This is a genomic window from Natronorubrum aibiense (genome assembly GCF_009392895.1).
GTDB classification, from domain to species: domain Archaea; phylum Halobacteriota; class Halobacteria; order Halobacteriales; family Natrialbaceae; genus Natronorubrum; species Natronorubrum aibiense.
Genome location: NZ_CP045488.1, coordinates 614,343 through 638,566, shown reverse-complemented (window position 1 = coordinate 638,566; position 24,224 = coordinate 614,343). Strand labels below are relative to the sequence as shown.

The 24,224-nt window shown below is 65.2% G+C and carries 27 protein-coding genes; 13 read left to right on the top strand and 14 right to left on the bottom strand.

Annotated elements, in window-relative coordinates; genetic code table 11:
* Positions 1–82: 82 nt before the first annotated feature.
* From GCU68_RS03225 to GCU68_RS03205, 5 genes are all read right to left on the bottom strand, one after another.
* Positions 83–811, bottom strand: a complete 729-nt coding sequence (locus tag GCU68_RS03225; RefSeq protein ID WP_152939022.1) for a nucleoside phosphorylase — start codon at positions 809–811, stop codon at positions 83–85.
* 129 nt (positions 812–940) lie between these two features.
* Positions 941–1,243 (bottom strand): HalOD1 output domain-containing protein, encoded by a 303-nt coding sequence (locus GCU68_RS03220; RefSeq protein ID WP_152939021.1) that lies wholly within the window; start codon positions 1,241–1,243, stop codon positions 941–943.
* 149 nt (positions 1,244–1,392) lie between these two features.
* Complete coding sequence (locus tag GCU68_RS03215; RefSeq protein WP_152939020.1) at positions 1,393–2,271, bottom strand: carbohydrate kinase family protein; 879 nt, start codon at positions 2,269–2,271, stop codon at positions 1,393–1,395.
* A gap of 37 nt (positions 2,272–2,308) precedes the next feature.
* On the bottom strand, positions 2,309–3,130 hold the full coding sequence (locus tag GCU68_RS03210; protein WP_152939019.1) for a DUF63 family protein: 822 nt from the start codon (positions 3,128–3,130) through the stop codon (positions 2,309–2,311).
* A gap of 110 nt (positions 3,131–3,240) precedes the next feature.
* Positions 3,241–4,224 (bottom strand): ribose 1,5-bisphosphate isomerase, encoded by a 984-nt coding sequence (locus GCU68_RS03205; protein WP_152943558.1) that lies wholly within the window; start codon positions 4,222–4,224, stop codon positions 3,241–3,243.
* 71 nt (positions 4,225–4,295) lie between these two features.
* On the opposite strand from GCU68_RS03205, the gene deoC reads away from it, so the two are divergent.
* On the top strand, positions 4,296–4,934 hold the full coding sequence (gene deoC / locus GCU68_RS03200; RefSeq protein WP_152939018.1) for a deoxyribose-phosphate aldolase: 639 nt from the start codon (positions 4,296–4,298) through the stop codon (positions 4,932–4,934).
* A gap of 49 nt (positions 4,935–4,983) precedes the next feature.
* Positions 4,984–6,375, top strand: a complete 1,392-nt coding sequence (locus tag GCU68_RS03195; protein ID WP_152939017.1) for an HPP family protein — start codon at positions 4,984–4,986, stop codon at positions 6,373–6,375.
* A 111-nt stretch (positions 6,376–6,486) separates the two neighbouring features.
* On the opposite strand, the gene GCU68_RS03190 is transcribed toward GCU68_RS03195, so the two are convergent.
* Positions 6,487–7,674 carry an NAD-binding protein gene (locus GCU68_RS03190; RefSeq protein WP_152939016.1) on the bottom strand — a complete coding sequence of 396 codons (1,188 nt, stop codon included), beginning with the start codon at positions 7,672–7,674 and terminating at the stop codon, positions 6,487–6,489.
* A 274-nt stretch (positions 7,675–7,948) separates the two neighbouring features.
* Between GCU68_RS03190 and GCU68_RS03185 the strand changes: the two genes are divergently transcribed.
* Genes GCU68_RS03185 through GCU68_RS03175 form a run of 3 tightly spaced genes read left to right on the top strand, consistent with a single transcriptional unit; the run spans position 7,949 to position 10,827 of the window.
* On the top strand, positions 7,949–9,193 hold the full coding sequence (locus GCU68_RS03185) for a potassium transporter TrkA (RefSeq protein WP_152939015.1): 1,245 nt from the start codon (positions 7,949–7,951) through the stop codon (positions 9,191–9,193).
* A 46-nt stretch (positions 9,194–9,239) separates the two neighbouring features.
* Positions 9,240–10,511 carry a TrkA C-terminal domain-containing protein gene (locus GCU68_RS03180; RefSeq protein WP_152939014.1) on the top strand — a complete coding sequence of 424 codons (1,272 nt, stop codon included), beginning with the start codon at positions 9,240–9,242 and terminating at the stop codon, positions 10,509–10,511.
* A gap of 31 nt (positions 10,512–10,542) precedes the next feature.
* Complete coding sequence (locus GCU68_RS03175) at positions 10,543–10,827, top strand: ubiquitin-like small modifier protein 1 (RefSeq protein ID WP_152939013.1); 285 nt, start codon at positions 10,543–10,545, stop codon at positions 10,825–10,827.
* A gap of 33 nt (positions 10,828–10,860) precedes the next feature.
* Here GCU68_RS03175 and GCU68_RS03170 read toward each other — a convergent pair whose 3' ends face one another.
* From GCU68_RS03170 to GCU68_RS03160, 3 genes are all read right to left on the bottom strand, one after another.
* On the bottom strand, positions 10,861–11,805 hold the full coding sequence (locus tag GCU68_RS03170) for a GNAT family N-acetyltransferase (RefSeq protein WP_152939012.1): 945 nt from the start codon (positions 11,803–11,805) through the stop codon (positions 10,861–10,863).
* 92 nt (positions 11,806–11,897) lie between these two features.
* Positions 11,898–13,148: a Glu-tRNA(Gln) amidotransferase subunit GatD gene (gene gatD / locus GCU68_RS03165; RefSeq protein ID WP_152939011.1), complete on the bottom strand. Its 1,251-nt coding sequence runs from the start codon at positions 13,146–13,148 to the stop codon at positions 11,898–11,900.
* A 94-nt stretch (positions 13,149–13,242) separates the two neighbouring features.
* A complete protein-coding gene (locus tag GCU68_RS03160) occupies positions 13,243–13,440 on the bottom strand; it encodes a hypothetical protein (protein WP_152939010.1) in 198 nt (65 codons plus the stop codon).
* Positions 13,441–13,530: 90 nt separating this feature from the next.
* Between GCU68_RS03160 and GCU68_RS03155 the strand changes: the two genes are divergently transcribed.
* Positions 13,531–14,121, top strand: coding sequence for a DUF456 domain-containing protein (locus tag GCU68_RS03155; RefSeq protein WP_394352478.1), 591 nt, complete (start codon positions 13,531–13,533; stop codon positions 14,119–14,121).
* 31 nt (positions 14,122–14,152) lie between these two features.
* Here GCU68_RS03155 and GCU68_RS03150 read toward each other — a convergent pair whose 3' ends face one another.
* Together GCU68_RS03150 and GCU68_RS03145 are read right to left on the bottom strand one after the other, a co-directional pair.
* A complete protein-coding gene (locus GCU68_RS03150; RefSeq protein WP_152939009.1) occupies positions 14,153–14,812 on the bottom strand; it encodes an ArsR/SmtB family transcription factor in 660 nt (219 codons plus the stop codon).
* Positions 14,813–15,001: 189 nt separating this feature from the next.
* Positions 15,002–15,871, bottom strand: coding sequence for an ICP22 family protein (locus GCU68_RS03145; protein ID WP_152939008.1), 870 nt, complete (start codon positions 15,869–15,871; stop codon positions 15,002–15,004).
* A 378-nt stretch (positions 15,872–16,249) separates the two neighbouring features.
* Between GCU68_RS03145 and GCU68_RS03140 the strand changes: the two genes are divergently transcribed.
* The 6 genes from GCU68_RS03140 to GCU68_RS03115 all read left to right on the top strand — a co-directional run bounded on the left by GCU68_RS03140 (position 16,250) and on the right by GCU68_RS03115 (position 21,150).
* Positions 16,250–16,627 (top strand): DUF5802 family protein, encoded by a 378-nt coding sequence (locus GCU68_RS03140; RefSeq protein ID WP_152943554.1) that lies wholly within the window; start codon positions 16,250–16,252, stop codon positions 16,625–16,627.
* A 29-nt stretch (positions 16,628–16,656) separates the two neighbouring features.
* Positions 16,657–17,595: a Vms1/Ankzf1 family peptidyl-tRNA hydrolase gene (locus GCU68_RS03135; protein ID WP_152939007.1), complete on the top strand. Its 939-nt coding sequence runs from the start codon at positions 16,657–16,659 to the stop codon at positions 17,593–17,595.
* Between the two features lie 83 nt (positions 17,596–17,678).
* Positions 17,679–18,695 carry a DUF1611 domain-containing protein gene (locus tag GCU68_RS03130; protein ID WP_152939006.1) on the top strand — a complete coding sequence of 339 codons (1,017 nt, stop codon included), beginning with the start codon at positions 17,679–17,681 and terminating at the stop codon, positions 18,693–18,695.
* On the top strand, positions 18,692–19,732 hold the full coding sequence (locus GCU68_RS03125) for a dipeptide epimerase (protein WP_152939005.1): 1,041 nt from the start codon (positions 18,692–18,694) through the stop codon (positions 19,730–19,732). The genes GCU68_RS03130 and GCU68_RS03125 overlap by 4 nt, the downstream gene beginning before the upstream one ends.
* 70 nt (positions 19,733–19,802) lie before the next feature.
* On the top strand, positions 19,803–20,660 hold the full coding sequence (locus tag GCU68_RS03120) for a hypothetical protein (RefSeq protein ID WP_152939004.1): 858 nt from the start codon (positions 19,803–19,805) through the stop codon (positions 20,658–20,660).
* Positions 20,661–20,742: 82 nt separating this feature from the next.
* Positions 20,743–21,150: a hypothetical protein gene (locus GCU68_RS03115; protein ID WP_152939003.1), complete on the top strand. Its 408-nt coding sequence runs from the start codon at positions 20,743–20,745 to the stop codon at positions 21,148–21,150.
* 51 nt (positions 21,151–21,201) lie between these two features.
* Here GCU68_RS03115 and GCU68_RS03110 read toward each other — a convergent pair whose 3' ends face one another.
* Entirely contained in the window at positions 21,202–21,663 is a 462-nt protein-coding gene (locus tag GCU68_RS03110; RefSeq protein ID WP_152939002.1) for an ATP-binding protein, read from the bottom strand.
* Between the two features lie 111 nt (positions 21,664–21,774).
* Between GCU68_RS03110 and GCU68_RS03105 the strand changes: the two genes are divergently transcribed.
* Positions 21,775–22,119 (top strand): cupin domain-containing protein, encoded by a 345-nt coding sequence (locus tag GCU68_RS03105; RefSeq protein WP_152939001.1) that lies wholly within the window; start codon positions 21,775–21,777, stop codon positions 22,117–22,119.
* A gap of 5 nt (positions 22,120–22,124) precedes the next feature.
* Here GCU68_RS03105 and GCU68_RS03100 read toward each other — a convergent pair whose 3' ends face one another.
* Both GCU68_RS03100 and GCU68_RS03095 read right to left on the bottom strand, forming a co-directional pair.
* Positions 22,125–23,150: a hypothetical protein gene (locus GCU68_RS03100; protein ID WP_152939000.1), complete on the bottom strand. Its 1,026-nt coding sequence runs from the start codon at positions 23,148–23,150 to the stop codon at positions 22,125–22,127.
* A 129-nt stretch (positions 23,151–23,279) separates the two neighbouring features.
* On the bottom strand, positions 23,280–24,080 hold the full coding sequence (locus GCU68_RS03095) for a helix-turn-helix transcriptional regulator (RefSeq protein WP_152938999.1): 801 nt from the start codon (positions 24,078–24,080) through the stop codon (positions 23,280–23,282).
* Between the last annotated feature and the right edge of the window lie 144 nt (positions 24,081–24,224).

Genomic DNA, 24,224 nt, shown 5'->3' with positions numbered 1-24,224 from the left:
TAACTGCATCTCGAGCGGCGAGAGCGCAGCGGAGAGAACGGGTTCTCGAGGAACGGATCGACTCGAGCAAAAACGGGTCCGGTTAGAGGTCGACGGCGGCCTCGAGCGCGATGTCGATTGCGCGGGCGACGTTGTTCTTGGCCTTCTCGGGGAGTTCGTCGTCTTCGGTGTCGGTCCCTTTCTGCGTGCCTTCGACGAGGTTGCCGTCGACGGTACAGATCGCGCCGGCGCGCAGGCCCTTGCGGCGGGCCAGCGAGAAGACGGCGGCGGCTTCCATCTCGACGGCGAGCAGGCCGGCGGCTTCCCAGTCGGCGACGGCGTCCTCGGACTCGGCGTAGTAGGCGTCGTCGGAGGCGATCGGGCCGACGTGAACCTCTTCGTCGTTTGCCTCGGCGGAATCGACGAGCGCCGACAGCACGTCGTAATCCGGGACGGCGGGGTACTCGACGGCCTCGTACCGTTTCGTGGTCCCCTCGTTTTTTGCGGCGCCGGTCGCGACGACCATGTCGCCGATCTCGATGTCGGACTGGAGCGCGCCGGTCGTCCCGACGCGGATGAACGTCTCGACGCCGACGTTCGCCAGTTCCTCAATCGCGATCGCGGCCGACGGACAGCCGATGCCGGTCGAGCAGATCGTCAGCTCCTGGCCCTCGTAGGTGGCGTTGACGACCTTGTACTCGCGGTTTTCGGCGACCGTTTCGGCCTCGTCACAGTGGCTGGCGATCCGATCGACGCGGCCCGGATCGCCCGGAATAAGTACGCGATCGGTCAGGTCTCCCTCGTCGACCAGCAGGTGTGGTTGGGTTGCCATACCCGTCGCTTCCCGCGGTGACGAGAAAAAAGATTCGAGGCCGTGTCTCGAGTCGACGACTGCGAAACACGACCACCACTCCGCCCCACACGAGAGACGGACAGTCAGATCAGGGGATGGTCGCCCCCGTCACTCGGTTCGATACACCTTGATCCGGTCGGGGCCGACCGTCACCGTCGCGTCTTCGACGGTGAACTCGACGGTTCCGGTGTGTCGACGGGCCCCTCTCTCCGTGTCCGCAAAGAGTGCGTCGAGCGCGTCCGGATCGATGTAATCGTACAGCCGTGTGTCGGTTTCCGTGACGTCGTCGCCGTGATACTGTGCCAGTGCCGTTGCGGCAGCGATGCTCGGCGCTTCGTCCGCGTCCCGCTCGTACTGGATGTGGTGTCTGAACGCACATCCGTGGGAATTGCTGATAGTGCCTTCCGTCATGTCTCTCCGTCACGTCTCCGTGACTATCTACTCAAGTGGCCAACGTCTCCGGTAATATAACTGCCGTCAGACAACGGCCGGTGAGAACCGATAGACTGCACCGGAATCGCCCTCATTCAGTCGTCGAAATGTGTCTATAAAAACGTGTCTCACGACCGGTCGGCGAGAAATGCGTCGACCTCGGCTGCCGTCGGGGCGTTTCGTGCGCCGTCTCGACTCGCGGTGAGCGCCCCACAGGCGTTTGCGTACTCAAGGGCGGTTTCGATGTCGCCGCCCGCGAGTCGGGTCGCGAGAAAGCCCGCCGCGAACGCGTCGCCGGCCCCGGCCGTGTCGACGGGTTCGATGTCGAATCCGGGATGAGTGGCGGTTCCATCCGGCGTTCTGACCGTCGCGCCGTCGCCGCCGGCGGTGGTGACGACGAGGCGGTCGTCCGAAAGGTCGGCGTCGACGTCGGCCAGCGCCGCGGCCTCGTGCTCGGTGACGAAGAGGACGTCGGCGACCGCAAGCGTTTCGTCGTACTCGCGATCGCCAAAGCGCCGGCCGGGATCGAAACTGACAGTCGCGCCGGTGGCCGTCGCGATGTCGGCGATTGCCGCCGCAGTCTCGGGGCGCTGGCTCGTGAGGTGGACGTGGTCGGCCGCACGGATTCGCTCGGGCTCGAGGTCGGCCGGCCGGACGGCCTCGTTGACGCCGTCGTTGCCGAGGATCGAGACTTCGCCGTCGTCGTCGACGAGCAGGTACTTGACGGCCGTCTCGGCGCCCTCGACGACGCGCAGTCCCGACAGCGAGACGCCTGCCGACTCGAGGTCGTGTCTGGCCAGCAGCCCGTTATCGTCGTCGCCGACGCTTCCGATCAGGCCGGTGTCGACCTCGAGGCCGGCGAGGGCGGCGGCGACGTTCGCGGCGCTGCCACCGCCGGACTGGCGTTGAGTACGGATCATCGACTCGCCGTCGGCTTCGGGGAGCCGATCGAGCCGGAGCGTCACGTCCCAGTTGACGTGCCCGGCGGTGAGTACGGTGGGAGCCATTCGATGCTACAGCAAGACGGTGGCCGCCGAAAAAAGCCTAGGTAATCAGAAAGAGCAAGACGTTGTGAATGCCCGGGCCGAGCCCGACTGCGGCGACCAGTGCGAGGATAGTCCGGGCCTGCTGGGGCTGTTCGTCGACGTACTCTTTGAACAGCCCGAGGATCACCAGTGCGAGGACCGTTTTAACGAGGACGAACAGCCACCCGGCACCGATGTACGGCGCAGTCGGCAGCGCCTCGCCGGCCTCGAGAATCAGTCTCGAGAGCGGGACCGTCTCGCCAGCCCCGAGGACGTCGTAGCCGATCGCCGTCGACACGCCGTCTAACGCGTGCCCGAAGACGACGAGCGCGCCAGTCATGCCCGTCGTCGTGGCGACATCGGTGAAGGTGAGACTGAGCGCAACCCAGGCGAGTGCGGTGACGACGCCGGTTGCGACGACGGCGATAACCGGCCAGAACGGTTCGAACGTGCCCCGTTCCAGACCGATGTTGATCGTGATCATCGTGAAGACGGCGAAGAACGCGGTGCCGGAGATGCCGACGAACCGCGAAATTGTCGGCTGGAGCCCGCCGGCGTACAGAAAGATCGCAACGATCCACGCGGCCCCGGCGACGATCGCCGTCACCAGATAGACGCTCGGCGAGGCGAACAACGGTTCGATGCGATCCGGATACACCTCGATTCGATGGAGGACGTGTAGCGTTGAGCCGAACATCATCCACGGCGCAAACGCCAGCACGGTCCGATCGGTCACCGGCGGCTCGAGTGCCCACAGCAGCGCGATGATCCCCGCCAGTACCACCAGCATCGGTACGAGGAGGTACCACGGCGGGAGCACGAACCCCTCGGGTAATACCATACAGGTACTGGCACACACCAGCGACTAACACTTTCCGATCGCCAATGGGTTACACGAGTGGAATTTTCTCCGAAGCGATTCCTCAAAAAGTCGTGCCGGTGCCGGCGGCGCTACGGCTCCCACGGCTCGCCAGTCGTCTCGCCGAACAGTTCTCGCATCAGCGTCACGATGCTTTCGGGCGGGAACTGACCGCGTTCGGTGACGATCGCGTCGACGTACCGCGGCGGCGTGACGTCGAACGCGGGATTTTCGACGACGAGTCCGTCCCCGGCGTCGGTGGCGTCGCCGACGATGTCGACCCGCTGCTCGTCGGAGAGCACTTCGGCTTCGTCTCGCATCTCGATTTCGACGGTGTGGCCCGTCATCGTGTCCGGATGGAGTTTGATCGTCTGTGCGGCAACCATCACCGGCACGCCGCGCTCGCGGGCGTTGACCGCCAGCCCGCTGGTACCGATCTTGTTGATGACGCTGCCATCGGCGGCGATGCTGTCCGCTCCCACCAGCACGTGGTCCGCTTCGTCGAGGTATCGCCGAGCCGCGTTGTCGACGATTAGCGTCACCGGGACGTCCCACTCGCGGAGCTGCCGCGCCGTGATGTGGCCTTGCTTTCGCGGGCGCGTCTCCTTGACGATCGCTTCGATCGCTTTGCCGTCCTCAAGGGCGGCCTCGAGACACGCCAGCGCGTCCGTCGAGTGACAGTGTGTCATCACGACGTCGCCATCGCGAAGGCGGTTCGCGCCGATCGATCCCAGTGTGGTCTGCGCCCGCGCCAGTTCGCGTTGAAACTCCTCGGCGCGATCGGTCGTCGCGTCCCGAAGCGCCGAGACGCTCGCGCCGCCCATGCCATGCAGGACGTACCGGAGCGCGTTCGGGAGGCTCACCGCAGTCGGGCGGGTCTCGTAGAGCATTTTCGCAGCGGCCCGCAGCTGTCGCTCGAAGACGTCCGGCGCCGTCGCGTCCGATCGCTTGGCCTGCGTCGCAAGCGCTTCGGCGGCCGCGTCGGCGATGGTCGCCGCGCCCCGAATTCGCATCGCCGCGATGTCGTCAGCGGTCGCGACGACCGCTGGATCGACGTCGGGCTGGCGGGAGTCCATGTCGAGTAGTTGCATGTCGGCAGCCAAAAGTTATCGGGCGGGTTTTTGACCGCTCGGCGAGTCCACACCGTATGGACCGCTCCGAGCTCGCCCCCCTGATCGATCACACCGTCCTCGGCCCCGAGACCACGCCGGACGACGTCCGACGGACGCTCGACGACGCCGCCGAATGGGGAATGAACGCCTGTATCCCGCCGTACGCCCTCGAGATGGCGACCGAGTACGCACCCGACGTCACGCTCGCGACCGTCGTCGGGTTTCCACACGGCCAGAACGACCACGACGTGAAACGCCGGGAGGGCGTCCTCGCCTGGAAGGCCGGCGCGGACGAACTCGACGTCGTCATCAACGTCGGTCGCCTGAAAGCCGGCGATGACGACGCCGTCAGAGACGAACTCGCCGAACTCGTCGCCGCGGTTCCGATCCCGGTCAAAGTAATCCTCGAGACCGCGCTGTTGACCGACGCCGAGATCGATCGAGCCTGCGAGGCCGCCACCGCGGCCGACGCGGCGATGGTCAAAACCTCGACCGGCTTCTCGGAAGGTGGGGCGACCATCGCAGCCGTCGAACGGATGCACGAGTATCTGCCCGTCAAAGCCAGCGGCGGCATCGGCAGCTACGACGAGGCGATCGCCATGCTCGAGGCCGGTGCCGAACGGATCGGGGCCTCGAGCGGTGTGGCCATTCTGGAGGGCGCGCCGTCGCCGTAGTCGGTCGGCGAGGCGAATCCTTTTCCTCGAGTGCCGACCAGTATGTGGTATGCTCGAGCGGGTTCGAGCGCACGTGCGCTCGTTTCGACGACGAATCCGTCGATTTGAGCGACGGGAACTCGACGCGTTCGTCCGGTGGGTCGAACAAACGCGAAATCTCTTGCATCTCTCGGTGCTGGTGTTCGTCCCGTTGCTGATCGCCGCCGTGACGTGGCTGTCGAACGCGACGGCGGCCGTCTCGTTTCTGCTGTTTCCGCCGCTGGCGTCGGGAACGTACACGCTCTTTGCCCATCCCGAAGGCCGCTACTCCACGCCGGCGAAGTTCGTCGGCGGCATGACCGCGGGCGCGCTCTGTGGGTGGCTCGCGCTCGCGCTCGCGACCGGCGTGGGGCTGAACGGCAGCGCCGTGAGCACGATCGGCGCGGCGCTGGGTGTCTTCTTTACCGGTGCGATCACCTGGGCGCTCGACCTCGAGGAGCCGACGGCGTTTTCGACCGCGTTGCTCGTCCTGGTGACCGGAAACGCACAGTTCGCGTACGTGCTCGGGATCGTTGTCTCGAGTTCGTTCGTCGCGGCCGCGTTCGTCGTTTGGCGGAACCGCATCTACGAGAAGCGTGCGCGCTATCTCTATCAGACGGCCAGTGGCGACGACCACGTGCTCGTCCCGATGGGCGACGACACGGAGACGGTCGCTCGCTTCGCGACCGAACTCGCCAGCGCCCACGCGGCCGGCAAGGTCGTCCTCTTCGACACGGCCCCGGAAGCGGCAGCGAAAACCGACCACGAGGACGATACCGGTGACGCGGCCGACCGAACTGTCGACGAACTCGAGTCACTCGCAGCCGACCTCGAGCGCGAGTACGAGCTGCCCTGTGAGGTCGTCGTTGCGGCCGCCGACGAGCGGTCGGCCGACCTCGTGCTCCGAACTGCTCGCGAGCACAACTGCGATCTCATCGTCGCACCGTACGCCGAACACGACAGCGGCGGGCTCTCGTCGTTCATCACGGGACTGTTCGACAGCGAGATCGACGTGATCGCCTTCCGGCCCGCAACCAGCCACCAGCAATGGCAGCGCAGCCTCGTCGCGGTCCGTGGCGCCGGCGACACCGCTCGCGCGATGGTCGACTTCGCACAGCGGGCAACCGACTCCTGGCATCCCACGAGCATCTGTACCTGTATCGAGCGCGAATCCCAGCGTCGAACCGCCGAAAGTACGGTCGCGGATCTCGTCGACGCCTTCGACGGCCGCTTCGAGACGCACGTCGTCACCGAGCAGGTGGAGTCGTGTCTCGCGCGGATCGCCCCGCAGTACGACGTGATTTTCGTCGGCTCGAGCACCGACCGGTCGGCCGCCTCGCGGTTCGTCTCCCCGCCGACGTTCCGGCGACTCAAAGACCTCGAGGCCGACGTGGCGATCGTCCACCGGGGTCGCCACCGGTAAGCGGACCCCGTCCGAACTGCCGTAGCTGTGGCTCAGACAGACTCTTGTCAGGCAGTATCAGTGTGCCCGTAACGTCCTGTGAGTGTTCGGGTTTCGGGACCGCAGCCCGTCTCAATCGCTCCCGATGATTCGCTCGATCAGATCGCTGTCGTCGCTGCCGAGTGCCGACCGCACCAGCAGGTGACCGCCGAGCACCGTTGGACTGATCACCGCGTCCGCGCCCGCGTGCTCGAGTTTCCGTGTGTTCTCGCGGTCGGTCGCGGCGGCGACGATCCGACACTCCGGCGCGAGTTGGCGTGCGGTGAGGATCGAAAACGCGTCTTCGGCGTCGTGGTTCGTCGCGACGAGAATCGCGCTCGCGCGGTCGATCTTCGCTCGCTTGAGCGGTTCTTCGTCGCTCGGATCACCCGTGATCACCGGAATGTCCCGGTCGGAGAGATCCGCTGCGACCTCGCGGTCGTGTGTTACGACGACGAACGCCCGGTCGTTGGCCGCGAGTTCGTCGACGATCGGTTCAGTGAGTTTGCCGTAGCCGAGCACGAGGATGTGGTCCTCGAGTAGCTCGAGTTGTGAGTCGGTCATTTTTCCGAGTGTCTTCGTGATGCGAGCCTGAATCGCCGGCCCGACGAGCGCCCCGATAGCGATACCGAAACTGGCCACACCGAGGATGAGCACGGACATGGTAAACAGCATCGCTTCTGTCGACGTCGGATCCGGCGTAATGTCGCCGTAGCCGACCGTACTCGAGGTAATCAGCGTAAAGTAAAACGCATCGAGAATGGTGGTGATGCCGTCGAAGTCCTCCCGAAGCGCGTACGCGCCGAAGGTTCCGTAGGCCTGAACGCCGATCAGTGCAGCGCCGGCTGCGATCTGGGTCGTACTCAACGAGAGCGACTGATCGAACCGGTTGCGACTCAGTAACAACACGGGGATCGCAATCAGCGATAGGACGACCAGTGGCAGCGAGTACTCACTCGACTGGAGCAATCCCTGCGCTGCGGTCAACGGGAGCAACAGCAGCGTCGCCCACCAGCCTGCCCGCAGGCCGCGCCGAAGTGCGAGCGCGCTGCCGACCATCAGGAATCCCGTCAGTGCGCCGGTGAAGCCGGCGGCGTTCTGGACGGCTTCCGGGACGTACGGTGCGAGCGGTCCCCCAACGGTGTCGAGCCCGATGTTTACGAGCGCTGTCGCAACCGACAGCAGCGCAACCGCCAGTGCGAGCGCAATAGCTGCTCGTATCGAGAGCACCCGCTGCCAGTTCTCGGGCAGTTGCGAACGAAACGACCGGTCGTCAGGCATATCCGCCGATGAGCGATGGGTTCAGTTAACGGCTCCGTCTCCGGATGCGCCCCTCGGTCGGCGAAACCCAAAGCAGTAATTTCGCCGGCTGGACGGGGTCTCTCGAGGACACCAGTCGTGGACAACGTGTGACTGGCCTCCTTCCCGACCCGATGCAACCGGAAACGAGTCGGATCGCCTCCCGGACTCGATTTCCGATCCGACATGCACACATTCACCCGCACTCGGTCGCCGTGCCGGTAGTGGTTTACCACTCCCGGACCACCAACCCCACATGACACTTCCGGTCGAGATCCTCCTCGGGCTCTATCTCGGGCTGTTGACCGGCATCGTCCCCGCGTTCGTCGCCGGGTCGCTGGGCTTTCTGGTCCGCTACTTCACCGGCGTTACTCTCCCCGGGTTCGGTGTCGTCGTGCTCGCGCTGTCGATCGCGAGCGTGCAGGGTGGCCTGCTCGGACTCGTCCAGCCCGACATCGCCCAGTCGCCACGACTGCTCGTCGCCGTCCTCGTCGTGCTTATGCTCGCCCTCTACGCCCACAATCAGGGGGACAAACTCGGCGCGGAACTGCCACGCCGACTCTCGCTGACCTCGATCCGCCAGCGAACGCTGTCAGCCGACGTCGTCGAACTCGTTGGAACGATGGGACAGGTCACGGTCCGTCCGACCGGCGAAATCCGCGATATGGAGGGGTACCCGCCGTTGACGCCCGCCCTCCGGACGACGCTGAAATCGGGATCGTGGCGACTCCCCGCCGACATTCCGCTGACGGAACTCGAGTCCCGACTCGAGGAGCGCCTGCGGACGGACCACGACCTCGCCGACGTCGACGTGACGATCGACGAGCAGGCGCGGGCGACGATCGTCGCCGCGCCGCCGTCCGGTGGACTCTCCCGGCGCGTTCCGGAGGGCCAGCGTGCCGTCTCGCTCGTGACGCTGGTCCCGACGGGACTGGCTCGCGGCGACGCGGTAGCCGTCCGGACGGAGGACCGATCGATCAGCGGGACGGTTTTGAGCGCTCGAACCGACCTCGACGCGACCGACGACGAGAGAGCGACCGGCGAGCCGACAGCCGACGGCGAGGCAGCCCCACTCGAGGACGGCGAGGCGGCTGCGGACGCGGAACCGACCGCCAAACCGACGGCGGCGACTGCGGGCGGTGTCGGCCGCGTGACCGTTGCTGTGTCCCCTCGAGCGATCACGCCGCTGCTCGAGACGGACCAGCCTCAACTCGTCGTCCAATCGCGGGGCACGAGCCAGGAATTCGAGGCGTTCGCGCTGGTCAGGCGGGCCGGCCACGTCATCCGCCGGCTTACGGTCGGCTCGACCGACGAGGAGACGGTGCCGGCGACGGACGTGACGATCCTCGCCGTCCGCCGACAGGGCAGCGAGACGAGCGGTCGTCGCCACGGCTGGGTGTTCGGTCCCGGCATCGAACGCGCCCTCGAGGCCGGCGACGAGGTGTTCGTCGCGGGCCCGGAGTCGGCGACCGAGGCGTTCGCGGAGGCGGTCGCCCGATGAACGCGACGTGGATACGGCCAGCCGGACGGGCTCGTGGTGATCGAGCGTGATCGACCCCGTCGTCGCCCAGCTCACGTCGGAGACGCTGCTCGATGCGCTCGTTCGACTGCTCGGTTTCAGTTTGCTCGCGGGCGGCACCGGACTGGGCGTCGCGTTCGTCTACCACTGGTACAGCGCCGACGAGATTCCCGAGGGAGTGGCGATCCTCTGTGGCGTCTCGATGGTGGCGATCTGGCTGAACACGAAGACGGCGCTTCAGGACGCGATCATCGGCGAAACACCGTTGCTCGACCCCGAAACGGCCGTCTACACCGTCGCTGCCTTCACCGTGAGCGCGATCGCCGCCGACGGCGGCCGACGGATCGGCGACCACCTCGCTCGAGACGTGTTCTCGATTACGGCCCCGCAGACGATTACCGACGTGAGCCAACTCGTTCGCTCGGCCGGCCGCGTCGTCACCGTTGAACTCCCCGAGACGATCGAGGATATCGACGGCTACGACCCCGTCTCCGTCGAGACGAAAACCGAACTCGCGGGCGAGACGGTGCTCTTGCCGCGGCGACTCTCGCTCGAGGAGCGCCGGGAGCGGCTGACCGATCGGCTCCAGCGCGATCACGGGATCGGCCACGTCGACGTGGAGTTCGCGGCCGACGGGACGATCGAGTACCTCGCGGTCGGCAGCCGTCCGGCGGGGATCGGGCCCACGCTCGCGCCCGGGAGCGTCGCCGTCGCGATCAGCGCCGATCCAGCACCCGACGCGAGCCCCGGCGATGCCGTTCGTATCTGGCGCCGGGACGGGGACTCGCTTCAGCGAGTCGCCGGGGGCGAACTCCGCGGTGTCGCCAACGACGTGGCCACCGTCGCGGTCGACGCCGCCGATGCGCGAACGCTGCGCCGGCAGGCTCCCCTCGAGGGTGACGCTGTCAGCAGTCAGCCCGAGTCGGCGCGGCCCGCCGATGACACGGCGTACCGGCTGGTGACGCTCCCGCGAAGCCCCGGTGCGGAACGAGAACTCGTCTCGCTGCTTCGGGCGGCCGACGAAACCGTGACTACCCTGCCCATCGCCGCAGGCGATCCGCTCGAGGGAGCGACGGTCGGCTCGTTGCCGGTGCTCGTCGTCGCCCTCGAGCGGGGCGAGGCGGCGAGCGACGACCAGCTCGCCCTGCCCGACGACGAGCTTCGACTCGCGGCCGGCGACGTGGCCTACGTACTGGGTCGACCGGACGCCCTGCGTCGGGTTTCCGAGTTGGAGCGTGAACCTGAGTCGCCATCGAACGGGGCAAAAGAAGCAGCGGCAGAACGTACGCGGGAGCGGTAGCTACTTGCCTTCGGCACCGATACCGCCACGTATGTCCACGGACTGGAAACTCTTTGCCGATCTCGCCGAGCACGCGGGTACCAAACACGCCACCGTCGACGCGGCCGCCGGCGACACCGTCGGTGACGCTCTCGAGGAACTCCTCGACGACCGGCCCGCACTCGAGGAGCGCGTCCTCGACGACGACGGCGACCTGCGCTCGCAGATCAACGTGCTTCGGAACGGTACGAACGTCTTAGTCGAGGAAGACGGTCTCGAGACGGTACTCGAGGGCGGCGACGAACTGGCGCTGTTCCCGCCGGTCAGCGGCGGATAGCTGCGATCGTGGCCGAGCACGCAGTGAGAATCGTCACTGCCCCGTGAGATCGATCCCGAGGACGAAATCCGGTTCCTCGGCGAGTTCGACGCCCGCGTAGGCGGCGTCGGTGACGGTGCGAGCGGTTTCGGGGATCAACACACGCGTCTCGTCGGCCCCGCAGGCGGCAGCGTCGCGGGCGATCGCCGCGAACAGCGAGCGAGCAGCCGCCGCGTCGTCCCACGCGCCGACGCCGTACTCGGCCCACGTTTCAGTGCTCGAGTCACCCGACTCGTCCTCGACGGGGCGCTCGAACGTCCGCGATCGGTAAGCCGTCCCCGCGAGGCCGGCCTCGCCGTCGACGGCGAAGACGGCCGTCTCGTCGGCGAGCCGGTCGAAGTCGCCCCGCGTGAGCTCTCTGACGGCCCACGACTCCTCGGGGGCGAGCCCAAGTCCCGAGAGATGGGTGCGGGCGTCGCTGTGGGTCCAGTATCGCCACGCCGCCGTCGGATCGATCGAGACCGACTGTAGCGCTTCGGCGTCCGGATCGGGGGCCGGCTGGGCGAACCGGAACTCGGTGATCGGCTCGTAGCCGCTCGCCCGCGCGGCACCGAGTGAGACCGTGTTCCACGAGAAGATCATTACTCGAGCGACCGTGGCTCCCTGCGCTCGCGCCCACTCGAAGCAAGCCTCGTTCAACCGGTGGCTGACGCCCTGCCCCCGATAGTCGGCGGCGACGCGAATCCCCTGAAACCAGGCCTCGTCGGGCGTGAGCATCACTGCCTGCACGATGCCCGCGGCCTCGCCGTCGACCTCCGCGAGGAAGGTCTTTCTGTCCGTCTCGTCGTCGTCCTCGAGCCACTCGTGGTAGATGTCGGGAATGTAGTCACCGCCGCGGTCGGCCCAGATCTCGCTCGTAAAGCCGACGACGGCGTCGTAATCGTCGTGGGTCGCACGGCGAATCTCGATGGTGGGGTCGGCAGCTGACGCATCGCTCATACGCGGTCAGTTCGACCCGAAGCAGGAAAATCGTCACTCCCGACGTCGGACATCAGACGGCTGGCGTCGAACAGCCAGCCACTCCGCGCTGACTACTCCCAGGGCACCGACCGATCCTGAATCTCGCCGGCCAGCGACGTCCCCATCGCCTCTTCGACGTCCTCGCTGTTCGCGAGTGCCCACATCAGTTTGACTTTCGCCGTTCCGGGGAGGGTGTCACCGGCTTCGACGACACCCGCCTCGAGCAGGTCCCGACCCGTATCGTAGACCCGGTCACAGACCCGGCCGGAGAGACACTGACTCGTCATGACGGTCGTCGTCCCGTTTTCGATCAGTTCTTCGATCCGGGGGATGAGATCGGTGTGGACGTGGCCGAGGCCGGTGCCCTCGATGATCAGGCCCTCGCTGCCCTCGACGACGTCGAGGAAGGCGGGGTCCATCCCGGGTGTGAACTTGAGCAGTTCGACGTCGCTCTCGAGGGCGGTGGCTCGCTCGAGGTCGACTGCGCCGCGCTGCTGGTAGTCACGACGGAACGTGATCTCCTCGGTATCGTACTCGACCTCGCCGAGCGGTTTCGCACCGACGGTCTCGAAGGCGTCCCGCCGAGAGGTGTGGTTCTTCCGGACGCGCGTGCCGCGGTGGAGCGCACAGACGTCGTCGCTCTCGGTCGCGTGCATACAGACCAGCACCTCTGCGCAGTCGCTTTTCGCGGCTTCGACGGCCGAAACGGCGTTCATCACGTTATCGGAGGACGGTCGGTCGGCCGAGCGCTGGGAGCCCGTAAAGACGATCGGCACGGGCGTCTCGAGCATAAAGGACAGCGCAGACGCGGAGTACTGCATCGTGTCGGTGCCGTGCATGACGACGACGCCGTCGGCCCCGGCCTCGATCTCCTCGGCGACGGCGTCGGCGAGATCCTGCCAGAGCGGCGGTTCCATGTTCTCCGAGAGGATGTTGGCGACGACGCGCCCGCGGTAGTTGGCTCGGCCTGCCAGATCCGGCACGGCGCGCAGAACGTCTTCGGCGTCGAACTGGGCCGTCACCGCACCCGTGCGGTAGTCGACCGTCGACGCGATCGTGCCACCCGTTGAGATGAGCGAGATCGTCGGCAAGTCGTCGTCGAACTCGATCTCCGAGGCACCGTCGTCGCCCGTTGCATCGGTGCCGTCGATCTCGTAGACGTCCTCCGCGAGTAGTTCGACGTCGGCCTCGGCGCGATCGATACCGATGTTGTAGCCGCCCTCGAGTTTCACGACGAGGTGGTCGTCCGTGCTCGAGGGGAGTAACACGCCTTCGTACGTGCGATCCGCGCGGTCGACGCGAACGCGATCGCCTGGATTCATGCGTGGGCGTTGCGCGGCGTCGGACTTGAAGGCACGCTTTCTGTGGTCGACTCGCGTGGCTGGCGAGGATCGATCCCAGCAGTCGAGCGGCGAGTTAGCCGAACAGGCCGAGCAAGACCAGCCCCAGCCCAGTCAACAGGAGAATGCCGGCGATCATCGCGGTCAACAGCTCTAAGGACGCCTCAGTCTCCTCGGGGACCTCGAGTCGCGGATAGAGGCGGTGCGCAGCGGCCAGCACCCCGATTCCGAGCGCGAGTGCACTGGCGCCGAACGCGAGCAGTTCGGCGTTCATCGCTGAGTGATACCGCTTCCGGGGTGAAAAAACGCCCCCACCTGTTGGGTTAAAAACAGGACAGCTGACGATTCGGCGAGGAAAAAACCCATGCTGTCGGCGGTCCAAGTCCTCGTCATGAGCAACCGCTCGGACGAGGTCACCGAGAGCCGCGACACCGACGACCTCCTCGAGGAGACGGATCGGCTGCTCTCGGATGCCGGATTCGAGGCCGCAGACGCCGAGCCGTCGCCGTCGGCCGCCACCGACCAGTCCGATGTGGCCGCTGGCGCCGCACACGACCGCGAGTCGACGACTGCGTCTTCACGGCTTGCGGGGCTTCGGTCGTGGCTTGCGGTGGATACCTACTTCTCGCCGAAGGCGTTTGTCGCGTTCGTCCTGCTGCTCGGCGCGGGACTGTTCGCCGGTGCGACGGTGATTCCGATCGCCGGGCGAATTATCGGCATCCTCGGCGTCGCGTTCACGATCGGTCTCCTCTCGTCCAAACGACGGTATCTCGAGCTGACGGCCGCTGGGACAGCGGTCGGCGCAGTTTCGGCAGTCGCAAGTCACGCCTTTCTCGCCGTTGCGGGGTCGTTTCAGGCCGTCGTCGCGGTCGGTGTGACCGTCGGGTTGGTCGCGTCGCTCGTCGGCTACTACTTCGGTCGCGACTTGCGAGACGGGTTGACCCGCGAAATTTGATACGAACGGTGACGATCGTCAGCGACGACGCTTACTCACTCGCAGTGAGTTCCCAGCCGCGTTCGGTCCGCTGGACGATCCCTTCATCGGCCATCGACTCGAGCAGTTCGGCAACGACCTCACGGGGCGCGTCGACGTCCCGGCTGAGTTTGCCGACCGACTTCGGCTCCGTTCGAATGCTCGCCAGCACGTCGGCGTAGATCCGGCTTTCGGGGCCAGTCCCGGCCGTTTCTGAGATGCGATCGAGCACGTCACAGAGCTGGCCCTGAACCCACCGCTGGGCCAGCGAAAGCTCGTTCTCGAGTTGCTCTAAGTCCTCGAGCACGCGCAACAGGTCGTCGAGTTCGTCCGTCTCGTCGGCGAACACGTCGAGCGTGAGATGTCGACAAGCCGTCATATCCAGATTACTGTTTGCGGGATAGGCGCTCTTACTCGCGAAGCCATACGGCGAAACGTTGACCTCGAGGCGAACGTGGCGAGCGATATGGAAGTACTTCCGCCGTTGATCGTCGACCCGGCTCTCGATCAAGCCGGCATCCTCGAGTTTTCGGAGATGTTCGATGACCGCTTTGGGACTCACGCCGAGATAATCAGAGATTTCGGTGACGTAACAGGGTTTGCGGGCGAGCAACCGGAGAATGCGTCTCCGGTTTTCGTTTCCCAGCAAATCCAGCAGTTCGGCGGAATCCATCACGTGAAAGTTGGGGGTCGGCGCTGAAAAACGTGTCTGCTCGCCGCTGGTGCGGACTGATTCACAGTCGTTACCGTCCCACACTGGCCAAACGATCGGCCTGTACAGCCCTTGAAGACGAGTCGGTTGAAACGGAGTGAACGGTCTTAGTCGTCGCCTATCGTAGCCAGTAAATCGTTTCAGTCGTTGTTACAACTGATCGTTACCCGATCCATTTCCGCCGTTCGAGCCGGGACTCGAGTCAGCATTCGATCCCGTTTCTGCGGTGGCTTCCGACTCGGTGTCGTCCCCGGCCCCGGCGTTCGGTTCGGTTTCGGGCTGGTTTGCCTGCGGACCGGAATCTACCTCCGTCTCGGTGTTCGGACCGTTCCCAGATGGTGGTTCCTGTGGTCCGGTTTCGGCGTTCGGTCCGGTTTCGGCGTTCGGTCCGGTTTCGGCGTTCGGTCCGGTTCCCGGCGTCTCTGTCGGCGGTCCGGAGTTGCCGGCCGGGCCGCCGGCAGGTCCGTTCCTGCCACCGAGGCCCCGCGCGATTTCGGCTACTTCGGGGCCGCGAAGCGCCGACGCGTTTTCTCGAAGCTGGGCGAGTCGGTCCTCGACGTCGCTTCCGTGTGCTCGGTTCTCGACGTTCCCGGCGGATCGCTCGAGCGAGTCGATCTCGACCGCCAGACGCGTCATTCGAGCCTGATACTCTCCACGGGGGAGGTCGTCTTTTTGGTCGCGGAGCTGCTCGCGTTCGGCCTCGAGGTCCTCGAGTCGCTGCTCTAAGGAGGCCGTTCGGTCGCGAACGAGCGCCGACCGACTGTCGTTGTCGGCGGCGTCGTACTTCGCCTCGAACATCCCGTCTTCGACGGTGTTCTCGGTATCGGCTGCACTGGATTGCATGAACATCGAGACGGAGGTGTTCGCCTCCGACTCGGGAGGTTCGGTGTCGGCAGTCGTCTCGTCGGCAGTCGTCTCGTCCGTTAACGCTCCCACGACGGCACCGCTCGCGATCGGGGCGACCGTGAGCCCGACCGTGGCGACCAACACGAGGAGCGCAACCGACCGAGTGGTGGTCATCGTCGATTCTGTATGCTCGAACATACTAAAAAAACGGACCTTCGTTCGAACCGTTCAATCGATCCACGACCGTTGAAAAACTCATTTGAAGCGTTTACAACAGTTGCAGTCACACTCGGTGTGGTTCAATCCGGATCTGAACCACGGCCGTCAGTGTACGCGAGGACCCGAACAAACCATCGAATCGAGTACTGGATCGTCGCGGTCGTTCACATCGATCGCTTGGGGATATCGACTGTCCATCCCGGCGCCATCTGTCACGAACGCCGGACGGCGATCTCACTCTCGTCAGCCACACTGCTTTTCTTCCCTGATAGTCCTCCGACTTAACTCTAGTCGACAATAGTTATCCCTCGCCAACCCATGGTACTAGATACCATGTTCGAGGTGTTTTCGCGGAGCTACTATCTCGGACGACTCTACGTGACTCCGACCGACGGGGACCACGCCCTCATGGATAGCGCTCAACACGAGCGAATCAACGAAGAACTCTACGCGAGCGGCGAGGGGATCGAGCGTCTCGACGCGCCACTGGTGATGAAACTCGAGTCCCAGCACTTCTCGGTCCACGGCGACGACGCCGTCCCGACGAACACGCTCGCGGTCCCCGAGTCGCTGCTCGAAGGGACCGACGTTCGAAACCCACCCTCACTTCGCGAGGTGTTGCTCGCCCGGCGCGAACGCGCCCAACAGTTGCTCGCGTTCACCGGCGAGTGGTCGGCCCCCGGAACCGACCCGTCGAACGTCGGAACCTAGAAGTATTTTCGCTTCGCCTGTTCGGTCAGATGCTCGATGAGTTGCTCGGCCGCGCCTCGCTGAAAGCGCGCATCGACGAACTCGAGGAGGAAAACGAGCGACTGCGAAAGCGCTACGAGGCCGAGTCCGACCGCCGGTCGGACGCCGTCACGGCCAGACAGGACGCCGAGGCGGAGGTGAACCGACTCGAGGACCGCATCGCCCAACTCGAGGGCGAACTCGAGCGAGTGGACGACGAGAACGGCGGTCTCGAGGTGCGCCGTCGCGAACAGCTTCGCGGGAGTCGACTCGCCGAGGTGGTCGACCGATTAACGTCGTTCCGGACGGGTCCTGAAGGCGCGTTGACGGCAGTCGTCGGCGACGACGGTCTCGTGGGACTTCGCGATGAGATCGCCGACGACCTCGAGGACGTCCTCGGCGAGCGAGCCGCGCTCGTCAACGATGCTGCCCCCTGCGTAGTGTGTGCCGACGATGCTGGCCTCATTAGCGTCACGCTCGAGCCACCAGTGAGTCTCGACGGAGACCACCGGGCCAGCTGGAGGGATCGCTTCGCACTCGAGCGCGAGTGGGTCCTCCCGACCGGCCGCTATGCGCTTGCGCTCGTACGGGCCGACCTGTTCGCGCTCGGGATCTACGACGGCGACGAGCGCATCGACTACCACGGGTTCGAAAGCGACGTCAAGGGTAGCCACTCGAAAGGCGGCTTCTCGCAGGCCCGATTCGAGCGTATCCGCGACGACCAGATCGACGACCACCTCGAGCGCTGTGCGGACGCGCTCGCAACACACGTCCCCGACGACGTCGACCGGCTGTTCGTCGTCGGCCAGCGCGGCGTCGTCGGGACGCTCGTGGACGACGCCGGCCTTGAGCCAGCCGGGACGGCCGCTGTCGACGCGACCGGCGACCCGAAACCGGCGCTCGAGGACGCCCATCGGTCGTTCTGGACGACGGAACTGCGGGTGCTCTGATACGGACCGCCGCTGGCTGCCATTCTCTTGCGACCGTCGGGTCCAGTATTTACCGTTAAATAGGCCGTCGACAATGCTCGAGTATGCGCGTCGCAATTCTCGCACACGAGAAGTTCCCCGACCGAGCCAAAACCGCACTGGGCGTCCTCCGATATGCCGACTACGAAGCCGTCGCCGTCCTCGACCGCGAGACCGCGGGCCAGCGCGTCAACGACTTCGTCTCCGACGTTCAGGACGCACCGATCTACGAATCGATGGCCGACCTCGAGGCCGACGAGGTCGACGCCCTGCTGATCGGCATCGCGCCGATCGGCGGTGGCTTCGAGGAAAGCTGGCGCGAGGACGTCCGCACCGCCCTCGAGAACGGCTGTGACATTATCTCCGGGCTGCACTACTTCCTCGCCGAGGACGAGGAGTTCGCCGAACTCGCCGCCGAGAACGACTGTGAACTTCGGGACGTCCGAAAACCGAGCGACGACCTGACGGTCAGTCAGGGTGTCGCCGACGAGGTCGACGCCGAGGTTATCCTCACCGTCGGCACCGACTGCTCGGTCGGCAAGATGACCGTCTCGATGGAACTCGCCCGCGATGCCCGCGAGGCCGGCTACGACGCCGCCGTGATCCCGACCGGCCAGACGGGTATCATGATCGAAGGCTGGGGCAACCCGATCGACCGGGTCGTCAGCGACTTCACCGCAGGAGCCGTCGAGGAGATGATCCTCGAGAAAGGCGACGAACACGACTACCTATTCGTCGAAGGGCAGGGTAGCATCGTCCACCCCGCTTACTCTGCCGTGACCTGTGGCATCCTCCACGGCTCGATGGCGGACAAACTCGTGCTCTGTCACGACGCCGGCCGCGAGGCGATCCACGGCTACGAGTCGTTCCCGCTTCCCGACCTGCCGACGTACGTCGACCTCTACGAGAATCTCGCCGCGCCCGTCGCCGGCAGTGAAGTCGTCGCCGGCGCGCTCAACACGTCCGCTCTCAAGGACGACGAGGCCCGCGAGGCGGTCGACGCGTATGCCGACGCGATCGACGTCCCCGCGACGGACGTCGTTCGGTTCGACAGCGAGACGGTCCTCGACGCGCTGCTATGAGCCTCGAGACGTCGTTCGAACGGCGCTCGCTCCCCCTCGAGTACCCGTTCACGATCGCGCGCGGAACCGAGACCGAATCCGAGGTCGTCACGGTCCACGTCGAAGACGAGGACGGACGGGTCGGTATCGGCGGCGCAGGGCCGTCTCCGCATTACGGCGAGACCGTCGCCACCGTTGAGGCCGTCCTGCCGGACCTGCTCGCCGTCGTCGAGGAAATCGACGACCCGCACAACCTCGCGCGGATCGAACGCCGCATGCGCGAGACGGTCGAGCGCAACCCGGCCGCCCGAACCGCGGTCAGCATCGCCTGTCACGACCTCGCGGCGAAACGTCTGGACGTCCCCCTCTATCGGTACTGGGGGCTCGACCCCGCCGACACGCTCGAGACCTCCTACACCATCGGAATTGACGACACGGAGTCGATGCGCGAGAAGACGGAGACGGCGCTCGAGCGCGGCTACGGTCGCTTGAAGGTCAAACTCGGCACGGATCGGGATATCGAGATCATCCGGACGATCCGGTCGGTCGCCCCCGACGTCGACCTCTTCGTCGACGCCAACGAGGCCTGGACGCCACGTGAGGCAGTCAGGAAGATCGAGCGGCTGACCGAGTTCGACCTCGAGTTCGTCGAACAGCCCGTGCCCGCCGAGAACTGCGAGGGCCTGCGGTTCGTCTACGAGCGCTCGGCGCTGCCGATCGCCGCCGACGAGTCCTGTGTGACGCTCGAGGATATCCCACAGATCGCCGATCGCTGTGACATCGCGAACCTGAAACTCATGAAGTGTGGCGGCCTTCGGGAAGCAAAACGGATGATCCACACCGCTCGTGCCCACGGTCTCGAGGTCATGTGTGGCTGTATGACCGAGTCCAACGCCTCGATCGCGGCGGCGGCCCACCTTGCGCCGCTGCTCGACTACGCCGACCTCGACGGCTCGCTGTTGCTCGCCGACGATCCATACGACGGCGTCCCGATGCCCGACGGTCGGATCGACCTCGCGGACCTCGAGCGAGCGGGCACCGGCGCGGTCCTCGAGTAGTCACGGATCTGGACTGTCACCGTTTTTACCAGCAGGGGTTTATCCGAGGCGTTGGTGTGGAGATGCTGGTATGAACGACAGTGACGGCTATCGATCTGTTTCCCGCCGAACGCTACTGCGGACGTCAATCGGGACAGCGACTGTTTCGACAGTCGGTGTAGGGCAGGCGAGTGCAACGGAGCGCGTCTCGATCGACGGGTTCGGCGGGGAGTGTCCCGACGCGACCCTCGAGCCGAGCATGGGCCACTGCGTGGATGGGGGGATGGACGGCTGCGTCGACGATCACCCGGCGACGGTCGAACTGCAAGCGGCCGTTCAGGAGACGCTCGAGGAGCGGTATCCAGACGTCGGCACGCTGGTGGACGCGGGATACAAACCATACTTCGACACGCTCGATCGGGACGCCGACGGCTGGTCACACTGGATCAACCCGGAGTACGTCGGCGACGAGTCAGTCGTCGACCCCGAGCGACCGGAATCCGTGCTCGTCGACAACGAGACCTGGCGCTCGCTCGGCGTCATGTTCATCGCGGCGCAGGACGGCGAGGAAATCGAACCGCCGGCCGTCTACGGCGAAGACGACTCCGAGGACCGCTGTTCGCCCTGGCACTACCACGCGGGGTTGCCCGGCCGGTTCGCGTGGTGGTACTACCGACAGGCCTACGAACGCGATTTCGAGACCGGCGACGTCTCATTGCCCTGTCGGACACCCTGTATGTTGCACGTGTGGACGGTCGACCACCCCGAGGGCGTCCACGCCCACGACGGCCCGCCACAGGAGTTCCGCGATGGGGAACCGGCCGACGACCCCGGCTTCGAGACCGGTGCCGAACCCGGCACCGACGAACTCGACTGGGATGCCCTCCCGGAAGATCTCGTTCCCGAACAGCGGCCGGACGAACTCGCGGCGCTGATTCCCGGGTTGTAGTCCCTTCGAAGCCGTGCTCGACCCGTCCAAAACGTGTTAGCAGTACGAACGTTTATTCCCCCTCATGTAAAATATTTTTAACATGAACGTAGAGACTCGACAGATCATCACGGAGGAGCTGTGGCGGAGTGTCGTCTGGGCCGGACTCGGGCTGTTCGGCTGGGCGATACTCATCGCCGAGTTCGCATGGCTGGATGCGTCCGTGTTCACCGTGCTTGGATTACCGATCCTCACGTGGGCCGTGCTAACTGGTGGACTGATCGGCGCCCGCCTCGCAACGACGAGCACGTTTCGGGTCCAGTCACAGGCCGGGCACCTCCTCGCCGTGATCTGTGGACTCATCCTCGGTGGCGTGGCCGCCATCGGCTTCGTCACACAGGGATACCCGGCCCTCTGGGTTGGCGCAATCTACGTAACGGTCGCCGTTGTGACCGCGCTGTGGTCGTGGTACGTCGTCCTTCCGAACGTCGAACCGCGGACGACCGCCTGAGACGACTCGCCCACTCGTTTTTCCGCACGCACTGTCTTCGCCGCTCGAGTCTCACGCGTCGTCCTCGAGCCAGCCCCACGCCTCGAGGGCATCCTCGATCCGATCGACGGCCGTCTCGACGGCGCAGTCGTCGGTATCGATTTCGAGGGCAGCGTCGGGCTCTGTGAACTCTCGATAGACGACGTGGATGCCCTGCTCGTCGATCGGGTCGGCTCGCGATCGGTTCCGCTCGAGGCAAGTCTCGAGGCTCGCCGTGACGTGGACGAATCGGACGTCCTCGAGGGTTCGAAACTGGGTCTGCCATCGGCGCTTGTAGAACGTGCCGTCGACGATGGTGATCGTGTCGTCCGGGTCGGCGCGGGCACGCTCGTACAACCGCTCGTAGGTTCGACTCGAGAACGCATCGGAGTGGTGGAGGGAGGCGGCCTCGCCGCGGGCCTCGAGTCGCGCGGAGAGTGCGTTTGCGATCGTGGTTTTGCCCGCACCGGACGGTCCGCAGATAACGAGGATCACGCGCCGATCACGACCGTTGGTAGGGGCCCCGGGCACAACAGTCGTTGGATTCGACCGCGATTGGGTTCCGGTACCCGTACCGATTTGCAACTCGCGTTCGAACGGTGGCGTATGGGCTACGATACCGCAACGAAGACCGATCCGGAGTCAGTCGTTCCCGAGGAGTTCGGCGGCATGTGGTTTCTCAAAGACGAACTCGAGACCGACCACCTCGGCTTTTCGATCCTCGAACTCGAACCCGGTGGCAAAGGCAAAGCACACGACGAGACCGAGAGCGGACAGGAAGAGATCTACCACGTGGTCGCCGGCACGGTCGACATCGAGTTAGGCGACGGCGACGAGACGGTGACGCTCGAGGAAGACGATCTGGTCCGACTGGATCCCGAGGAGCGCCGACAGATCTTCAACCGCGGTGACGAGCGCGCGAAACTCGTATTGGTCGGCGCACCACGCTAGCAGCCTCAGCCGAGATCTTCCTCCCGTTCGGACTCGCGAAGAATAAACGGCCCCATCGCGAGGGTTCGCTTTGCGACCGTCGCGATCCGGAGGATGTAGGTGATGAAGACGACGAACGGCGAGATGCCGACGACGAAGCCGGCGCTGGTTACCCAGACGAGATTGTCGATGCCGAGCGTCGTCCCGAGCAGCGCGTTGCCATCGATGTACATGATCAACAGCCCCATCACGGTCAGCGCGGGCACCGAAATGTACAGCAGCGCCCGCGAGAGGTTGATCAGCTCCCACTGGAAGTACAGCGTCTTGAAGTGCTCGCGGGCCGGTCCGAACAGCTGTAACGTATCGATCATGTGATCGATCTTCTCGTTTGCCTCTTCCGACATCGAGTCGTCGTGGTCCGCCCGGATCTTGCGGGCGTCGTAGATCTTCCGCGAGTAGTTGAAGTTGAGCGCGTTCCAGATCACTTCGAACGTGCCGAACTGTGCGTCCTCGAGATCGACTTTGACGCTTTGGGCGTTTCTGTTGACGTCTTCGACGTAGTCGGTGATCTTCTCCCGAAGTCGTTCGTCCCGTTCGTCTTCCATGACGGCCTCGAGTTCGGTTGCGCGCTCGTCGACGCCGTCAACGAGTTCGTAGAGGAACGCGGCGGGTTCGGGCGGACTGGCATCCTCCTCGATCGTCTCCTCGACGTCCTGCTGGAACTCCATCGCTTTCTGCATTCGTTCGCGCTGCTTGCCGACCGCGCCGAGTTCCTGCGAGAGTACGAGCTGGTTGATCGTGACGACGATCGAGGTGCCGGTGATGATCGCGCCGATAAACGCCGAGAAGAGGAAGCCGATGCTACCCTGAGTATCGACGATTACCCGCAACGGCGTGACGTCGACCAGACTGAACGCGACGAGGACAACGTACACGACTGCCAGTATCACGCCCGTGAAGACCCACCGGTTCAGTTGGAGCAGTATCCACAGTCGCGGGCCACCGAGTCTGTCTTCGCTGGCCGGTCCGTCACTGGAATCCACCTCGCTCATCGACTGTTCTACTGGATGACATCGGGAGGTAAAATACCCCGGCAGGGAGACGACGGCACCGGTGGCGTCTCCCCGTCCGCCGCTAGGTATCGCGACAGCGCTTGCTCGAGCACTCGAGATGCGACGGTGTCACGCTGAAAACTCGTCGTCCTCGAGGTCGAGCGGCGTTGCATCGGCCCAGTAGTCGTCGATCGTCTCCTGTGCCCACGAGCGGACCACGTCGTCGTCGGTATCGATCGATGCGCGCAAGACGCCGTCGTCGTCCCGCAAAAGCAGGTAGACGACGTCATCGAGGAGCATGACCGCGAGCGGGACGTCGCCGTCGCGAACGCGTATCGACGCGGTATCAGTTTCGAGTAGCGTCTCGAGGCGGCCGCGAAGCTCCGGATCGGCTGCGAGCGCCTCGATCGCACGCTGCGAGAAGACGCCGGTGAACGTCTGGTCGCCCGTCCCCGTCCGTCGCTGGACGACAGTGATCGTCTGCTCGTTGAACGCGTGCGAGACTGTCCGGACGTCCTCGGCCTCCTCGAGCAATCCGAGCAATCGGGACAGCGGTGCGTTCGGCCGGGTCTGGCTCGGCGTCGTGATCGTCGCATCGGCCAGTCGCTCGAGGTCGAAGCCCATCGCTTCGGCCGGCAGATAGTCGACGACGTCGCGGAGTCGTCGCTCGGTCTCGATGATGTGCTGGAGGTCGAGAAATCCCGACGCGACGAGTTCACCCGTCGCGGTCGCCACGTACTCGCTGCCCGAACGACGGATCCACGACCGTTCCTGAAGGTCACTGAGGATGCGCCCGAGCGTCGCCTGCGAAGCGCCCGTCTCGCTGGCCAGTTCGTTGCGCGTGTGTGCCCGTTCGGCGAGCAATCTAAGCACGTCGACGCGGTTCGCCGAGAGTGCGAGGAACTCGATTTCCTCGAGTTCGGATTCCATACGGTCTCTGGTCACTGTCGCCCCATAGTGCTTTCGCACCGTGAAATCGTTTCATACATTGCAAGCCTCCGACGCCGATCGGTTCTTTCTCGGGGCCACGCCCGTTTCTCACCGCAACATATTTTCTGAACGAAACTATAACCC

Excerpts from the sequence above, each read along its gene's own strand:
- GCU68_RS03225 (WP_152939022.1), bottom strand. The coding sequence starts at position 811 with ATGGCAACCCAACCACACCTGCTGGTCGACGAGGGAGACCTGACCGAT.
- GCU68_RS03220 (WP_152939021.1), bottom strand. The coding sequence starts at position 1,243 with ATGACGGAAGGCACTATCAGCAATTCCCACGGATGTGCGTTCAGACAC.
- GCU68_RS03215 (WP_152939020.1), bottom strand. The coding sequence starts at position 2,271 with ATGGCTCCCACCGTACTCACCGCCGGGCACGTCAACTGGGACGTGACG.
- GCU68_RS03210 (WP_152939019.1), bottom strand. The coding sequence starts at position 3,130 with ATGGTATTACCCGAGGGGTTCGTGCTCCCGCCGTGGTACCTCCTCGTA.
- GCU68_RS03205 (WP_152943558.1), bottom strand. The coding sequence starts at position 4,224 with ATGGACTCCCGCCAGCCCGACGTCGATCCAGCGGTCGTCGCGACCGCT.
- deoC (WP_152939018.1), top strand. The coding sequence starts at position 4,296 with ATGGACCGCTCCGAGCTCGCCCCCCTGATCGATCACACCGTCCTCGGC.
- GCU68_RS03195 (WP_152939017.1), top strand. The coding sequence starts at position 4,984 with ATGCTCGAGCGGGTTCGAGCGCACGTGCGCTCGTTTCGACGACGAATC.
- GCU68_RS03190 (WP_152939016.1), bottom strand. The coding sequence starts at position 7,674 with ATGCCTGACGACCGGTCGTTTCGTTCGCAACTGCCCGAGAACTGGCAG.
- GCU68_RS03185 (WP_152939015.1), top strand. The coding sequence starts at position 7,949 with ATGACACTTCCGGTCGAGATCCTCCTCGGGCTCTATCTCGGGCTGTTG.
- GCU68_RS03175 (WP_152939013.1), top strand. The coding sequence starts at position 10,543 with ATGTCCACGGACTGGAAACTCTTTGCCGATCTCGCCGAGCACGCGGGT.
- GCU68_RS03170 (WP_152939012.1), bottom strand. The coding sequence starts at position 11,805 with ATGAGCGATGCGTCAGCTGCCGACCCCACCATCGAGATTCGCCGTGCG.
- gatD (WP_152939011.1), bottom strand. The coding sequence starts at position 13,148 with ATGAATCCAGGCGATCGCGTTCGCGTCGACCGCGCGGATCGCACGTAC.
- GCU68_RS03160 (WP_152939010.1), bottom strand. The coding sequence starts at position 13,440 with ATGAACGCCGAACTGCTCGCGTTCGGCGCCAGTGCACTCGCGCTCGGA.
- GCU68_RS03155 (WP_394352478.1), top strand. The coding sequence starts at position 13,531 with ATGCTGTCGGCGGTCCAAGTCCTCGTCATGAGCAACCGCTCGGACGAG.
- GCU68_RS03150 (WP_152939009.1), bottom strand. The coding sequence starts at position 14,812 with ATGGATTCCGCCGAACTGCTGGATTTGCTGGGAAACGAAAACCGGAGA.
- GCU68_RS03145 (WP_152939008.1), bottom strand. The coding sequence starts at position 15,871 with ATGACCACCACTCGGTCGGTTGCGCTCCTCGTGTTGGTCGCCACGGTC.
- GCU68_RS03140 (WP_152943554.1), top strand. The coding sequence starts at position 16,250 with ATGTTCGAGGTGTTTTCGCGGAGCTACTATCTCGGACGACTCTACGTG.
- GCU68_RS03135 (WP_152939007.1), top strand. The coding sequence starts at position 16,657 with ATGCTCGATGAGTTGCTCGGCCGCGCCTCGCTGAAAGCGCGCATCGAC.
- GCU68_RS03130 (WP_152939006.1), top strand. The coding sequence starts at position 17,679 with ATGCGCGTCGCAATTCTCGCACACGAGAAGTTCCCCGACCGAGCCAAA.
- GCU68_RS03125 (WP_152939005.1), top strand. The coding sequence starts at position 18,692 with ATGAGCCTCGAGACGTCGTTCGAACGGCGCTCGCTCCCCCTCGAGTAC.
- GCU68_RS03120 (WP_152939004.1), top strand. The coding sequence starts at position 19,803 with ATGAACGACAGTGACGGCTATCGATCTGTTTCCCGCCGAACGCTACTG.
- GCU68_RS03115 (WP_152939003.1), top strand. The coding sequence starts at position 20,743 with ATGAACGTAGAGACTCGACAGATCATCACGGAGGAGCTGTGGCGGAGT.
- GCU68_RS03105 (WP_152939001.1), top strand. The coding sequence starts at position 21,775 with ATGGGCTACGATACCGCAACGAAGACCGATCCGGAGTCAGTCGTTCCC.
- GCU68_RS03100 (WP_152939000.1), bottom strand. The coding sequence starts at position 23,150 with ATGAGCGAGGTGGATTCCAGTGACGGACCGGCCAGCGAAGACAGACTC.
- GCU68_RS03095 (WP_152938999.1), bottom strand. The coding sequence starts at position 24,080 with ATGGAATCCGAACTCGAGGAAATCGAGTTCCTCGCACTCTCGGCGAAC.